This window comes from Microcoleus sp. POL10_C6, from assembly GCF_036701585.1.
Classification (GTDB): Bacteria; Cyanobacteriota; Cyanobacteriia; order Cyanobacteriales; family Microcoleaceae; genus Microcoleus.
In genome coordinates this window covers 21,572-34,661 of sequence record NZ_JAUBRB010000039.1, presented here as the reverse complement: position 1 = coordinate 34,661, position 13,090 = coordinate 21,572, and the positions used below count along the sequence as shown (strand labels likewise).

Sequence of the window (13,090 nt, the reverse complement as noted above, 5' to 3'; positions counted from 1 at the left end):
GGCTAGTAATATTTAAAATAGGATTGTGATACCTATGACAGCAAAAATTTTAGAAGAAATAGGTACGCTTGCGGAACAGCGATTGATTCTCCCCGGTTATTATACTTGGGAGCAATTTGAGGCGATCGAATCTTTGATGGCCGACTCTCCGGGTTTACGGATAACTTATCTTGATGGGTGGATCGAGTTTATGACAGTGGGCGAAGCACATGAAAGCTTTAAAAAAGCGATCGCTATATTACTGGAAGCATACTTTTTTGAACTCGGAATTGAATTCTTTCCTGTAGGGAGTGCAACTCGCAGAAACCGGGCAAGAGATGTATCATTTGAACCAGACGAGTCTTATTATATAGGTTCCATAAAAGAGCATCCCGATTTAGCCGTGGAAGTAACGATTACTAGCGGTAGCACCAATAAACTAGCTAAATATCTGCGACTTCGCATTGCTGAAGTTGGGTTTTGGGAAAATAATCGGCTTGCTGTCTATCGGCTGCGCGAGGATGATTACGAGCAAGTTTCAAGAAGTGAGTTTTTGCCGGAATTGGATTTAGAATTGTTGGTACGCTGCGTGTTAATGCCTTCAAGGATTGAGGCAAGGACAGAGTTTCTTAATGGGGTTCGCCAAGTGGGTTGAATGCTGAGGAGTTTGTCAAAAGTGCGATCGCCTACGAGGGCTTCGCTAACGACTTGATTGGTTAAGCTAAAATGTGACAGACAACCATTGGCTCTCACAAACAACCTTTGGGCGATCGGCTCCAAGGATTTATTAGACTTGTAGGTGTAAAGTTACTAAGCTCAGAAATATGAAAATTTATAGGTTTTATATTAAATATTTTAGAATCGGAATTATTCCTCTCTCTTTTCTCGACCTCGGCGTTAATCTGCGTCAATCCATTGTCATCTGCGGTTAATACATTCTCTTTTTTTTACCGCAGATGAGGGCAGATAAACGCAGATAAACGCAGATAAATTATATCAATTCCGGTGGCAGCGTCCGTGATTTTTGGCTGTTGACTAGATTTTACGACCGACGATGCTAGCGGATATGATATGATTCTAGAGCTATACGTGCAGATTGAACCTAATGTTGAGGGAAGAATTTATTCTGAATTTTTTCTGGTTTACTGTTAGATAAGTTTGCTTTGTTAGCTGGTATTTGAGCAAGAGTGCTAGAGGTTGTGCTGCGACGGGACATCAATATTGTGTGAAATATCTGTCTTAATTTTATTGCTTTTTTCCCCGCAAGCCATTAACCAAAAACTCATCATCGATCGATCGCCCGCAGCGACAAACTCATCCCGCGAAACCAGATAGCTGGCTATTTCCGACTCTGAAATCAGCCCTTGTTTGACCATCTGCAAAATGGGCCCGGAGTCCAGCAAAGGTTCAAACGCTTCAATTCCCATTAAATCGCTGTGGCTGACAACCGCTTCTAAATCAACGCTACAAAACCCAGCTTCTTTGAGAATGCGGCACAGATTTCGCCCGATGCATAAATTGCCGCCCCGCGATGCCATTACCTGCTTGAATTTCTCCCTGACAATCTCGACTGACAAAGGTGGATTTGTCAGCCAAAACAAATCCGCGTCGCTATCAATAATCACCAGTTTGCCGCCCGGTTTCAAGATGCGGAATATTTCTCTAGCTGCGGCGACGGGCTCTGGGAGGTGAACGAACAGCAAACGGGCGATCGCAAAGTCAAACGTATTATCATCCAAACCAGTATCCGCAACCGATGCTTGGACGTGATTTACTCGATCGCCCCCTTTGTCCTGCAAATATGCTACTGCTTTTTCGTGCAGTACCGGGTCGATTTCTACCGCTGTCACCGAACTGTTTGGCAGCAATTCTAAGAGTTTTTCCGTGAAAAATCCCGGCCCGCTACCAGCTTCCAAAACATTCATCCCGTCGGCTAAACCGAACCAAGTTAAATTGCGCGCTTCCTTTTCCCAACTGAGGAGAACTTGACTTTTTAACCGCTGGATTTCTGCGTCAAGTTCCAGATTGTACGTGCTGGCTTGATACGAACCTTCTGCTGCCATAAAATCATTCTTTTTCCTGCTGCGACACCTAGATTATAATAGAACTGCGCTTTAGCGCAATTCTCGTTGCGGACATCCACAACCCCAGTTGGCGGACAGATGCAGGACGGGAGCCAGGTAATTCCTCTATTGTAAGAAGATGACCGAGACGATTTTAGATTTGGGATTTTGAATGAGAATTTCAGCGGTTTAAAGCCCCTAGTTTCAACTAGGTCACAAATCGAAAATCGTAAATTCCAAATCTAAAAGGGGTGGACGGATTACCTAAACTGACGATGTTGTGTGGCAACGAATAAATTATGCCCCAGACTTTACCTCAACCGGAGAAACGAACATTTTTACTTGTGGATGACCATGCGATGGTGTTAGGTGGGACGCTTAACATTCTGAAGCAAGAATATCCAGAGGCAGACATTCTGACGGCTCCGACGGCTCAGGCAGCCCTTCAGCAAATAGCGCAGACGACGCCGGATTTGGTGATTGTGGATTTGGTGATGCCAGAGACGACCGGCGAAACAGCTCAAGCGAATTCAGGGCTTCAACTCCTCAAAACCTTGATGGAGCAGTATCCGAGTCTGAATATTGTGGTGCAGAGTGCCCATGTTCGGACTTTAGTTTGGCTGAAACCGTCGATCGACAATCACATGGGCGGCTTCACAGTTGTCGATAAGAGCCAGCCGATGAAAGACTTGCTGGCAATGGTTGATTGGGCGCTGCATGAGCGGATTTATACACCCCGAGAGATCCGCAATGGGCTGCAACTCAAACCCGCCTGGATGCAGGTGTTGCAATTTGCTTTTCACGAGAGCTTACAGGATACTGCGATCGCCAAACGGATGAATGTTTCTGAACGCACTGTGCAGTATTACTGGACTAAGATTCGAGATGTGCTAGAGGTGTATCCTGATGATGATAAGAATCTGCGGATTCAAACGGAAGTGCGAGCTAGGGAAGAAGGATTGATTGATTAGTGAAGCCCGATCGATGGCAAGCAGTGAAATCGGATGTCACGACTTGGGGACGAGGAGCGCTTCCAGGGGTGATGGTGATTGTCGCTGTGATGATGGCTAGATTGAGCGGTGCGCTTCAGTTTTGGGAGTTGGTTGCGTTCGATCAATTTCTGCGTTTGCGTCCTCCTGAGCCAATGGATGAACGGATTGTAATTGTCGGCATCACTGAGGAAGATATTCAACGCGCTAGAACTTATCCGATTCCCGATCGCGATATTGCCGATTTACTCAAACGGTTGCAAACGTATGGCTCGATCGCGATCGGGCTGGATATTGTCCGCGATATTCCGGTGGAACCAGGTCATGCTGAACTAACATCGGTGTTTCGCAGCAGCAAGAATGCGATCGGAGTGGAGATTGCTTTGCCCGATCGCAGTGGCTTTATCGTCAAACCTCCGCCCGCGCTACCACCCGAACAGGTTGGCTTTGCAGATGCCGTTCTCGATGCTGATGGCTACCAGCGCCGCAGTTTATTGGGCGCTGGTAGCCATCAGCAGGAATACCGTTTTTCCTTCGCAATCCGGCTGGCAGAGCGCTATTTAGCAACCCGAGGAATTAAGCTAGGTAATGGAATTCGCGATCGGGAGGCGATGCGCTTTGGCAGCATTGAATTTACCAGAGTGCAGTCAAACTCTGGCGGATATGTGGGGGCGGATGCAGGCGGCAACCAAATTTTACTGAATGTTCGCAGCGGGACAATGCCATTTCGCGTGCTTTCCCTGGAGCAAATCAAGGCGGGACAAGTAGATCCGAACTGGATTCGAGGCAAAATTGTGCTGATTGGGATGATGTCTTTTAGCGCGAAGGATCTGGCAAGTTCAGGTGCGATCGCAGGTATCAATCCCGGACGGATTTACGGAGTCGAAATGCAAGCCCACGAAACCAGCCAGATGATTAGCGCGGTGCTCGATCGGCGGCCGTTGCTTCAGGTTTGGGGGGAGGGTTGGGAAACGCTCTGGATTGCGGTCTGGGGACTGTTGGGGATGAGTTTGGGACAATTTCTGCGATCGCCCTGGAAAATTTTGATCGGGCTCTTAGTCGCCAGCATTAGCCCGATCGCGCTCTGTTATTGGCTGATTCTTTTGGGATGGTGGGTGCCGATCGTGCCTGTGTTGCTCGTACTCGTGTTGAATGGGGCTGGGTTGACGGCAGCGTTATTTTATCGCCACGAACAGGAACTCCGACTGCGGTTGGAAGAACGTCAGTTTGCGATCGAGCAGACCTTTAATGCAATTCATAGCGGCCCGTTACAAACATTGGTTGGAATTTTGAGAACTGCTCAAGGAGAAGCCACACCGTCGCCATTTCTACCGGAGTTGCAACGCTTGAATCAAGAATTGCGGGCAGTTTACGGCTCTGTGCAACGAGACGCGATCGCGGATGAACCGCATCTCCGCATGGGAAGTGCGATCGAATTGGCCCTGCAGGCTCCATTGCATGAATTGCTCTACAAGGTCTATTCCAACACGCTCGAACAAGAATTGCCCTACCTCAAAACGATCAAATTCAAAATTGTGCAGTTCGATCCCTTGAACACCTCGCATCTGCGGTTGGAACACAAGCGAGCACTCTGCCGCTTTCTAGAAGAAGCGCTCTGCAATGTGGGGAAACACGCGATCGAAGCCACTCGCTTGACCGTAATTTGCACTCAAGAGGGCGATCGGCAGGTGATTCGGGTGGCGGATAATGGTAGGGGGAAACAGTCTCAGTCAGAAACGCTTAGCTTGGCTGCAATCGATCGAGACAGGGAAATAACCGAAGATCCAAACCCTAAACTTCAACCTTCAGGATTAGGAACCCAGCTTGCAAAGAACTTAGCCAAACAGTTAGGCGGAGCATTTCGGCGCTACCCGAATCAACCGAAGGGGATGGTGTGCGAGTTAACCTGGCCAGCAAAACGGCGGTGGTTCTGGTGATCGCTGTGGCTCACGCTTGTTATATCGGAGCTAATTGAGATGAGATATTGCACCCTTTTCAATAAGGCGTTTATGAAGGGGCAGGATGCCAGTTCCACAAGAAATTCACTCTTTGTGGAACGGGCATCTTGCCGGTTCTTGAGAATGGTCCAAGAGCTCAGATATAACGATCGACAACACGGCAACTCTGGATACGGCAAGGCCCAAAGCGTGTCAACTTAAGCTGTCACTCCACCCAGTCCTCCCGCCCACCCGCCAGTCCACCAGGGAATGAATTCCCTGTCTCATAGCGAAAGTCCTCTCAAAGAGGACTGAAGAACTCATTAGTCGTCTTCAGACGACTTTCGCTTTGAGGCAGGGGTTTAAACCCCTGCCGGACTGCCGGACAGAGGGTTTGCCCTTAAGCTGACACCAATATCTTTGCACCTTCCCGCAAACGAAGCTTGCGGGCAGTCCTCTATTGTGTTTTTGTATTGTTGATTACTGTAGAAATAGTTACACAGGGGATTGCGATGATGACTCACGAGTGGAAGCGTCGAACCGTTTACTCTGCGGGCATTGCGAGTTTAATGCTGAGTGTTTCGTTCTGGGTCGCTCCTGTAGCGCTGGCAAAATACACTCCTCCTGAAAACCCTTCTAAACCGAAAGAAACGGGGACAAATACCACTCGCAGCGGCGGTTGTGAAGGTAATTCATCGGCGAGATTGACTGCCTTAGTGCCGTTTAGCCATGTGGGAGTGACGATTTCTGGGCATCCGACCTTTACCTGGTTTGTACCCGATAGCCCTCCTCGTCCGCTGCAATTGAGGCTGTTTACTCGCACGGGACAACTGCTCTACAGAACCGAGATGCAGAGTCAGCCAGGAATAATGTCGGTTGCTTTGCCCTCAAATCTCCCCCAACTGTCGATCGGGCAATCCTATCAGTGGCAAGTGGTGTTGGTCTGCGATCCGGATGATCCTGCGAGCAATGTGGTGGCGGCGGCAGAAATCCAAGTAGTCCAGCCTGCTGCGTCGTTGCAGTCTCAACTTGCAGCAGCCCAAACTCCCCAACAGCGGATCGACTTGTATGCGGAGGCGGGGCTGTGGTATGACGCGATCGCCGAAGCGCGCAAGGCCTCTGAGACTTCTCAAAACCAAGCGGCTGTGCTGGAATTGCTAGATTCTCTCGCTAGTTCGGAAGCCGAACCTTTGAAAGATTGGAGCGATCGATTGCGACAAATTAGGGCGATCGAACAACAGCGACAAGGACAGCGCTAACCTTCGCAATCCAAAGACTAAATCCTATGAAATCTTTCTCGCTAAAACTGCTTAAATCCAGTAATTGCAAAGTGCGATCGCGTTTTCTCTTTCCCCTCGCTTTTTGCCTTTTGTCTGTTGCCTTTTATATTCCTCGGCACTCTCAACTCCCGGTTGTTGCTCAAACTACGGATGCCCGTCAAGCAGAGGCCGATCGGCTACTGCAGCAGGGGATACAACAGGAAGAGACTGGCCAATTAAGAGGAGCGATGAATTCCTGGCAACAGGCACTGCAAATTTATCGCGCCCTCAAAAACCGCCGAAAGGAAGGTGTAACACTAGGCATTTTGGGAGTTGCTTACCGCTCAGCAGGCAACAATGCTAAAGCAATTGAGTATGCACAGCTCAGTTTAGCCATCGCCCGTGAAATTAAAGACCGCCAAAGTGAAGGTTTGGCACTGAGCATTTTGGGACTTGCTTACGCCTCTCTGGGCAACTATGACAAAGCCATTGAGTATGCACAGCTCAGTTTAGCCATCGCTCGTGAAATTAAAGACCGCGGGGTAGAATATGAGGCTCTGGGCAATTTGGGACTTGCTTACATCTATCTGGGCAACAATGCTAAAGCAATTGAGTATGCACAGCAGAGTTTAGCCATCGCCCGTCAAATTAAAGACCGCCGAAGTGAAGGTTTGGCACTGGGCATTTTGGGAGCTGCTTACCTATCTCTGGGCAACTATGACACAGCGATTGAGTATGCACAGCTCAGTTTAGCCATCGCTCGTGAAATTAAAGACCGCCGAAGTGAAGGTTGGGCACTGGGCATTTTGGGAGGTACTTACAACTCTCTGGGCGACTATGCCAAAGCAATTGAGTATGCACAGCAGAGTTTAGCCATCGCCCGTGAAATTAAAGACCGCCAAGAGGAAGGTAGGGCAGTGAGCCTTTTAGGACTTGCTTACGCCTCTCTGGGCAACTATGACAAAGCCATTGAGTATGCACAGCAGAGGTTAGCCATCGCCCGTGAAATTAAAAACCGCCGAAGTGAAGTTAGGGCACTGAGCTATTTGGGAAATGCTTACAACTCTGTGGGCAACTATGCCAAAGTCATTGAGTATTCACAGCAACAGTTAGCCATCGCTCGTGAAATTAAAGACCGCCAAAGTGAAGGTTTGGCACTGGGCAATTTGGGAAATGCTTACAACTCTCTGGGCAACTATACCAAAGCCATTGAGTATGCACAGCTCAGTTTAGCGATCGCCCGCGAAATTAAAAACCGCCAAAGTGAAGGTTTGGCACTGAGCATTTTGGGAGGTACTTACAACTCTCTGGGCAACTATGCCAAAGCCATTGAGTATGCACAGCTCAGTTTAGCCATCACCCGTGAAATTAAAGACCGCCGAAGTGAAGGTTTGGCACTGAGCATTTTGGGAAATGCTTACGACTCTGTGGGCAACTCGGCCAAAGCCATTGAGTATTCACAGCAACAGTTAGCCATCGCCCGCGAGATTAAAGACCGCCAACAGGAAGGGAATGCACTGGGCAATTTGGGAAATGCTTACAACTCTCTGGGCAACTTTGCCAAAGCCATTGAGTATTCACAGCAGAGGTTAGCCATCGCCCGCGAAATTAAACACCGCCGAAGTGAAGGTTGGGTACTGGGCATTTTGGGACTTGCTTACAGAGATCTGGGTAACTATGCCAAAGCCATTGAGTATGCACAGCAAAGTTTAGCCATCGCCCGCGAAAGTAAAGACCGCCCTGGGGAAGGTTTGGCACTGGGCGTTTTGGGATTCGCCCACCGCTTTTTGGGCAACGATGCCAAAGCCATTGAGTATGGACAACAGAGTTTAGCCATCGCCCGCGAAATTAAAAACCGCCAACAGGAGGGTATGGCGCTCCACAACCTTGGAGCGACGTTTTTAAAGGCTGGCAACCCAACAGAATCTGAGAAAATGCTGATCGATGCGATTCAAGTTTGGGAATCGATGCGACAAATGCTCGGTTCCAACGACGCGAATAAAGTCTCCATCTTTGAAAGACAAGCTCGTACTTATCGCCTTCTACAACAAGTCCGGGTGGCTCAGAATAACCCCAATGCCGCTTTAGAAATTTCCGAACAGGGACGCGCTCGTGCCTTGGTCGATCTCCTGACACAGCGTTTATCATCTGATGCTGCTAATCCGGTTATTAATACTTCTCCCAACGGCGAGCAAATCCGCCAAATCGCCAAAGCACAGAACGCGAGTTTGGTGCAGTATTCCATCATCTACGAGGAGTTTGAGATTCAGGGCAAACAAGTAGGGCGAGAATCCGCCCTCTACATTTGGGTGATTCAACCGACAGGCGAAATCACCTTCCGCGAAGTCGATCTCAAACCCCTGTGGCAAAAACACAACGCCTCCCTAACAAGCTTAATTATTGGCAACCAAGAATTCCTCGCTGTTCGCAGTCGCAGCAGTTTTGGCTCCACTCAACCCCAACCCAACTTACCGACGCTGCATCAACTGCTGATCGATCCCATTGCCAGCTTCTTACCAAAAGATCCCAATGCCCGCGTCATTTTCATTCCCCAAGACTCCCTGTTCCAGGTGCCCTTCCCCGCCCTGCAAGACTCTGGCGGCACTTACTTAATCGAAAAACACACCATTCTCACCGCCCCTTCGATTCAAGTATTGGATTTGACTCGACAACAACGACAAAAGTTAGCCAATCAGCCAGCTAACAGCAGTAACGCTCTAGTCTTGGGCAATCCCACTATGCCAAGCGTGTCTCTCTCTCTGGGAGAACCTAAACAGCAATTGTCTCCTCTACCTGGAGCCGAAGCTGAAGCGATCGCGATCGCCCCTCTACTCAACACTAAAGCCATCACAGGCGCACAAGGGACAAAGGCTGCGATCGTCCAAAAAATGCCCCAGGCATCGATTATTCACTTAGCAACCCATGGATTGCTGGATAATGTGCGCGGATTGGCAAGTGCGATCGCCCTGGCTCCTTCTGGTAGCGATGACGGCTTATTGACCGCAGAAGAGATTTTTGACATGAAACTGCAAGCAAGCTTAGTTGTTTTGAGTGCTTGCAACACTGGAGAAGGCAGAATTACCGGGGATGGAGTAATTGGTTTGTCGCGGGCTTTGATTTCGGCAGGAGTGCCGAGTGTGATTGTTTCTTTATGGGCGGTTCCCGATGCGCCGACATCGGAATTGATGCAGGCATTTTATCAAAACTTGCAAAATAATCCCGACAAAGCACAGGCACTTCGGCAGGCAATGTTAACCACGATGAAAACTCATCCCCAGCCTCGAAATTGGGCGGCATTTACTCTGATTGGGGAGGCAGAGTAAGTTTTTATTAATAGCGAATTGGCTCAATGTTTTTCTCCTAAATTTTCTCCTAAATTATATCAATTCCGGTACAACCTGAATAATAGAGCAGACGGCAGTGCGGTTTCCCTACCCAAAATAACATTGTAGGGAAACGGCTCTGCCGTCTCCTTTTCGGAGACTAATAATTCCGATGCAATCGGGAACAATCTTTATTTTTTAGTCGGCGCAGGCAGACTTTGTTTGTGTAGACGCGGTTTCAACCGCCGAGTTATCTCAATCTCAAAACTGATGGAAGTGAACCATTTACTCTACATATTCACATACATTGCACTTTCCCGCAATCTATTTTGCACCTCCTACTTCATCAAGTCTGTGGCTAGAACGAATGATTTTCCCATCGGGGTTGCTTAAGATTTAACTCAAGTGTTAAGAGGATTTTTTTTATGGCTTTACAACCCGATTCGTCAGAACTTCAACGATTAATTGGCGACAATACATCCGAAGTTGTTACTTTGTCGATCGCAGATGCAACTAATTTTCCTTTGGGAGTTTGGATGCTTGCAGGTGACGATGTAGTCACTGGCTCAACAGCTAATGATTTGGTTTATGGCAATGAAGGAGAAGATTTTATCAGCGGAGATTTGGGCAACGATTCTTTATTCGGAGGCAAAGGTAAAGACTTCCTGACTGGAGAAGAGGGAAATGACTCTCTCAGTGGCGGTCAAGATGCAGATTTTCTAATAGGTGATGCAGGAAACGATATTCTCTTGGGCGGCAGAGGCAATGATTTGTTAATCAGCGGTAGCGGAAATGACACTCTGGTGGGAGGTTTGGGTCAGGATATTTTAGCAGGTTTGGATGATAATTATTCAATCAAAATCGGGGGCAGTAACTTGTACGTCATCCAAGCAGAACCCGGAGTTACAGATGTCAATAATGCCGATTTTGTTCTAGGTTTCAGAGTTGGCGTCGATCGAATTGGATTGGCAGGTGGTTTGAATGCTACTGATGTAGACTTGCAATACGTGACAAACATCACAGTTTTATTGGACTTTGATGCACCAGAAATTTTCAACCTATTGACCCCGCCCGGTACATTAGATGATCAACCAGTACAGACTCAAGGCACTCTAATTAAAGTTAGGAATTCCGGCGAGATAGTAGGCTTTGTGGAAAATGCAAGAGTGGCAGATCTTCAAGGTAGTATTATCTCTGCTCCGGGATTTTGATCGCTTTTTACAGCTTCGTAGCGAGGAATAAATTCCTCATCAATGGCTCTTGAAAACTTCAGTGCCTAAAAGCGACATTTATATCTGAAAGAGGACTATTGAGTTATATTCTTCAGTCCTCTTTTAGAGGACTTGTGCTATGAGACAGGGAATTAATTCCCTGGCGGACTGTGGAATGAATCTTTGTTCGCGATCGCGTCTCAATAATCTTAACACTGATGGAAGTGAACCATCTACTCTACATATTCACCTACATTGCACTTTCCCGCAATCTCTTTTGCACCCCGTACTTGATCAAGTCTGTGGGTAGAACGGATGATTTTTCGATCTGTGCTACGTAAGATTTAAATCAAGAATGAATCTAAATATCTGAGGTTTTAAATTATGTTAGACATCACAACTAATCCTAACGATCGCCTTTATTTCAATCAACAGTCAAACGAGCTCGCCCAATCCACATTTCCGGCTAACAGCGACTTGCTCAATGGAGCGATCCAGCCATTGAATATTCCTGGTTATAATGCTGAATCTAGCTTGACTCATCCTACAGCATCCAGCTTCGACTCACAGAAACAGATAGCAGATTTTATTGTAGCTAATGCAGGCGCTGGCTTCAGTTACTCTGCGAGCGAGCGAGTTACTGGCGATGTCGCCGATTCTCAACTCAAACCGCAGTCACAATCGGCGAATATAAACGCAGATCCGCTAACAGGAACGATATCTGCTTCCCAGTTGAATTTCGCCGATCCAGGTAACTCTCTTTCGATAGCTCGTAATATTGTTGGTGTTGAAAATGGTAGCATCAACTTAACTGATTTTGTCGGAGTTGGAGCTTCCAACCATTTCTATCGATTCGATATCAACACTAAGAGCAATTTTAGCCTGCGTCTAGACGGTTTGAGAGCAGATGCTGACGTAAAGCTAATTCAAGATAGAAACCGCAACGGTGTAGTTGATTTTGGGGAAACTATTGACTACTCTCTTGAGAGTGGCATCGCCCCCGATGTCATTAATGTACCCAATCTGGCTCCAGGAACATACTATGTGCAAGTCTCTAGCTTCTTAAACAACTCTACCAATTACAACCTGAATCTTTCTGCCACCTCTATTCCTGAACTAAATATTCCCACATCTAGCGGCACTTTTAATAGTAATTACGGCTACGGCTTGGTGAATGCAAATGCAGCAGTTTCCAACACCTTAAACCGCTCAATTACTTTCCCTGATCTTCCCGATTTGGGCGAGAATAATTGGGCGCTAGATGTCATAAACGCACCGGAAGTTTGGAATCAAAACATTACCGGAAATGGCATTGTTGTAGCTGTCGTGGATAGTGGTGTTGACTACACCCATCCTGACTTGGATGACAATATTTGGCGGAACGCTGGTGAAATTGCTGGAAACGGCATCGATGACGATCGCAACGGATATATTGATGATATTCGGGGTTGGGATTTTGTGGCTAGCGACAACAACCCAATGGATCTGGATTTCGACGGTCACGGGACTCACATAGCAGGTGCGATCGCGGCGGAACGAAATGATTTTGGCATCACAGGAGTTGCGCCCAATGCTAAGATTATGCCTGTCAGAGTGTTAGACGCCTTTGGTTACGGCGAGTTGAATAATGTTGCTGCTGGAATCCGGTATGCTGCTGATAATGGAGCAAATGTAATTAACCTCAGTTTGGGAAATGAGTTTTACCCTTCCAACCTGGTGAATGACGCAATTGAGTATGCAAATAACAAAGGCTCTGTTGTGGTGATAGCAGCGGGAAATTCGGGTTTTAGCCAACCTGATTACCCAGCTCGTAATGCCGATCGCTTGGGAATTGCAGTGGGCAGCATTGATATAAACGGCAGGATGGCTGACACCTCGAACCGTGCGGGTTCCACACCTTTAGATTACTTAGTTGCTCCGGGAGTAGACATCTATTCTACAACTCCCTATAGCACCTATGACACCCTAACTGGCACATCTATGGCAACGCCACAAGTAGCGGGTGTAGCGGCTTTAGTTTTGAATGCTAATCCGACTTTGACTCCAGCTCAAGTTGAGCACATTTTGACGACAACTTCTAATCGGAATGGGTTGATAGGATAGCATTGCAAATCCCGACTTAAGTCCTGCGGATATTAATCGAGCATTAGAGCAGACGGCTCTGGATATGGACGATCTAAACACGCCAGGTTTTGATTTTGGACTTGACTACGCCAGTGGGAAATGGTTTGATTCAAACCGATCGGGCGATCGCTAAAATAGTCGTCTAATTCAGATTAGAGTCCCCATCCCTGCGGCGAGATTGGGGAGACAGAGTAAGCTTCTATGA

The 13,090-nt window shown here is 47.5% G+C and carries 8 protein-coding genes; 7 read left to right on the top strand and 1 reads right to left on the bottom strand.

Annotated elements, in window-relative coordinates:
- The first annotated feature begins 34 nt into the window (after window positions 1-34).
- Complete coding sequence (locus QUA34_RS20355; RefSeq protein WP_333389054.1) at window positions 35-634, top strand: Uma2 family endonuclease; 600 nt, start codon at window positions 35-37, stop codon at window positions 632-634.
- Window positions 635-1,169: 535 nt separating this feature from the next.
- Here QUA34_RS20355 and QUA34_RS20350 read toward each other — a convergent pair.
- Window positions 1,170-2,042 (bottom strand): class I SAM-dependent methyltransferase, encoded by an 873-nt coding sequence (locus tag QUA34_RS20350; RefSeq protein WP_333389053.1) that lies wholly within the window; start codon window positions 2,040-2,042, stop codon window positions 1,170-1,172.
- A 299-nt stretch (window positions 2,043-2,341) separates the two neighbouring features.
- On the opposite strand from QUA34_RS20350, the gene QUA34_RS20345 reads away from it, so the two are divergent.
- The 6 genes from QUA34_RS20345 (at window position 2,342) to QUA34_RS20320 (ending at window position 12,864) form a co-directional block, all read left to right on the top strand.
- Window positions 2,342-3,013 carry a response regulator transcription factor gene (locus QUA34_RS20345; RefSeq protein WP_333328139.1) on the top strand — a complete coding sequence of 224 codons (672 nt, stop codon included), beginning with the start codon at window positions 2,342-2,344 and terminating at the stop codon, window positions 3,011-3,013.
- Window positions 3,013-4,968 carry a CHASE2 domain-containing protein gene (locus QUA34_RS20340; protein WP_333389052.1) on the top strand — a complete coding sequence of 652 codons (1,956 nt, stop codon included), beginning with the start codon at window positions 3,013-3,015 and terminating at the stop codon, window positions 4,966-4,968. Before QUA34_RS20345 ends, QUA34_RS20340 begins: the two co-directional genes overlap by 1 nt.
- A 512-nt stretch (window positions 4,969-5,480) precedes the next feature.
- The gene (locus tag QUA34_RS20335) at window positions 5,481-6,227 is read left to right on the top strand and encodes a DUF928 domain-containing protein (RefSeq protein ID WP_333328132.1); all 747 of its coding nucleotides are present in this window, start codon (window positions 5,481-5,483) and stop codon (window positions 6,225-6,227) included.
- A gap of 26 nt (window positions 6,228-6,253) precedes the next feature.
- The gene (locus QUA34_RS20330) at window positions 6,254-9,550 is read left to right on the top strand and encodes a tetratricopeptide repeat protein (RefSeq protein ID WP_333328130.1); all 3,297 of its coding nucleotides are present in this window, start codon (window positions 6,254-6,256) and stop codon (window positions 9,548-9,550) included.
- Between the two features lie 425 nt (window positions 9,551-9,975).
- Entirely contained in the window at window positions 9,976-10,761 is a 786-nt protein-coding gene (locus QUA34_RS20325; RefSeq protein ID WP_333328127.1) for a calcium-binding protein, read from the top strand.
- A 384-nt stretch (window positions 10,762-11,145) separates the two neighbouring features.
- Window positions 11,146-12,864, top strand: coding sequence for a S8 family serine peptidase (locus QUA34_RS20320; protein ID WP_333389051.1), 1,719 nt, complete (start codon window positions 11,146-11,148; stop codon window positions 12,862-12,864).
- Window positions 12,865-13,090: the final 226 nt, after the last annotated feature.

Coding starts and splice junctions, on each gene's coding strand:
- QUA34_RS20355 (WP_333389054.1), top strand. CDS start 35: ATGACAGCAAAAATTTTAGAAGAAATAGGTACGCTTGCGGAACAGCGA.
- QUA34_RS20350 (WP_333389053.1), bottom strand. CDS start 2,042: ATGGCAGCAGAAGGTTCGTATCAAGCCAGCACGTACAATCTGGAACTT.
- QUA34_RS20345 (WP_333328139.1), top strand. CDS start 2,342: ATGCCCCAGACTTTACCTCAACCGGAGAAACGAACATTTTTACTTGTG.
- QUA34_RS20335 (WP_333328132.1), top strand. CDS start 5,481: ATGATGACTCACGAGTGGAAGCGTCGAACCGTTTACTCTGCGGGCATT.
- QUA34_RS20330 (WP_333328130.1), top strand. CDS start 6,254: ATGAAATCTTTCTCGCTAAAACTGCTTAAATCCAGTAATTGCAAAGTG.
- QUA34_RS20325 (WP_333328127.1), top strand. CDS start 9,976: ATGGCTTTACAACCCGATTCGTCAGAACTTCAACGATTAATTGGCGAC.
- QUA34_RS20320 (WP_333389051.1), top strand. CDS start 11,146: ATGTTAGACATCACAACTAATCCTAACGATCGCCTTTATTTCAATCAA.